Annotated in this window: 1 protein-coding gene and 1 pseudogene; both read left to right on the forward strand. The window is 61.7% G+C overall.

All coding sequences use genetic code 11. The annotated features are described in order from the left end of the window. Nucleotides 1-348 (forward strand): annotated as a pseudogene (locus AC1D00_RS38505) (HlyD family secretion protein); the annotation flags it as partial. A gap of 12 nt (nt 349-360) precedes the next feature. Beyond that, nucleotides 361-2,035 (forward strand): glycosyltransferase family 2 protein (locus AC1D00_RS38510; RefSeq protein ID WP_477014279.1); only part of this gene is annotated, 1,675 nt, incomplete at its 3' end.

The raw sequence follows: 2,035 nt of genomic DNA on the forward strand, positions 1-2,035 counted from the left end.
CTCCCCGAGCGCGATTTCGAGAAGATCAAGGCCGGCGATGCGGCTACCGTCCGCCTGATTGGGAGCCGCGAATGGAAGACCGGCCAGATCCGGCAAGTCCGCGGATCGGCAGCGTACGGCGATGATCGGCTGCTTGCGGCTCGGGTGCCGCGGCCTGATCCGGGCAACATTACCGTTGAGATATCGCTTCCGTCCAATGAGACGTTGGCCGACCGCAACGGCTCCTGCGATATCGGGCGGTTGGCTGAGGTGCGCTTCGAGCGCAGAGCCGACGGCCTGCTACGGTTGGTCAGCTCGAAGCTGAAATGGCTGACCGCTCGCCTGGAGCTCGACCAGTCGTCCCTGTAAGCGAGATGTTCCATGCAGGCCATGACTCTGCCTCTCTCTCAGCTGTTCGCGCCGATGCTGGGCATCTTTGCGGCGATGTACCTGTTGGCGCCGACCTTTCCAGTCGCGCGCCTCTGGGCCCGTGTCGCGGTCTTTGTCGTGGTTTGGCTTGTGGTCGCCCGCTATCTCGAATGGCGCATTTTCACCACCGTGCTGCCGGCAAGCGGGACCTGGTATCAGGTCGGCTGGATCTGGTTCTGTCTGTTCGTCGAGCTTCTGACCTTCACAGATCAGTTCATTCTCTATCTGACTTTCCTTCGCAGGACCGATCGCCGCAGCGAAGCAGATCAGCACGAGCGTCGGCTGCGCAGCCTGCCGGATGACGAGCTGCCCGCGGTCGACGTCTTTATTCCGACCTATGACGAGCCAATCGAGGTGCTGGAAAAGACGATTACGGGCGCGTTGTGTCTGGACTATCCAAACTTCCAGGTATGGGTCTTGGATGATGGTCGCAGGCCTTGGCTCAGGGAACTCTGCACGCAAAAGGGCGCCGGCTATCTCACGCGCGCCGACAACTTGAATGCCAAGGCCGGCAATATCAATCATGCACTGACGAAGACGAGCGGCGAGTTCTTCGCGATCTTTGATGCGGACTTCGTGCCGCAGCGCAATTTCCTGATGCGCACGACGGGCTTCTTCGCTGATCCAAGGATCGGAATCGTTCAGATCCCGCACACCTTCTACAATGAGGACCCGATGCAGGCGAATCTCGGCTTGCACAGGGGGCTGCCGGACGAACAACGGTTCTTCTTCGATGCCATCATGCCCGCGCGCGACGGCTGGGATGGTGCCTTTTGTTGTGGTTCCAACTCCGTCACGCGTCGCGCAGCACTCCGCGCGGTGGGCGATGCCTTGCCGACCCAGTCCATCACGGAAGACATCCTGCTGACGCTGGTCCTGCTGCGCAAGGGATACGTCACTCGCTATCTTCGCGAGCCGCTGGCGATTGGACTGGCGCCGGAAAGCCTTGACGCCTTTTTCGTGCAGCGGCAACGCTGGGCGCGTGGCGCGATCCAGACGCTGTATCTCGCCGCCGGCCCGCTCGGACCCGGACTGGGCTTGATGCATCGGCTCCTCTTCTTTCCTGCGCATTGGCTCTCTATGGGCCTGCGGGCGCTCGCGGTCGTGGTGGTTCCGATCGTGTTCATGTGGACTGGCCTCGCGCCTGTCGTCGACGTCACTCCCGAGTCGGTCTTCTATTACTTGTTCCCCGCGATCCTGGCGCTTAACGGCGGTATCTCCTGGTTCGCGCCGCACGAGCACTTTCCGCTCGCCGCTCAGGTGTCGGCGACTATCCAGAGCTWCAAGATCCTGCCGACGGTGCTCGAGACTCTCGTCAAGCCGACGGGGCATGCGTTCAAGGTGACGCCCAAGGGAGCTGCTGCGCGACGCGCAAGCTACGCCGCGGAGATATTCTGGCCGTCGGCGGTTCTGATGGCGTTGACGGTCGTCGGTGTGGTCCTGAACACGATCCCGGAATGGCGGATCATCGATCATCCGGCGGCTCTACCGATGGTCGCCTTCTGGTCGGTCGTGAACATCGTCGTGCTTTTCTTCGTCTGCATGACCTCGCTGCAGGCGCGGATGGGACGCACCGAGGAGCGTTTCGATGCCGATGAATCAATCTTGATCCAAACCGAGTCCGGCG

This window comes from Bradyrhizobium sp. P2_E8, from assembly GCF_056403875.1.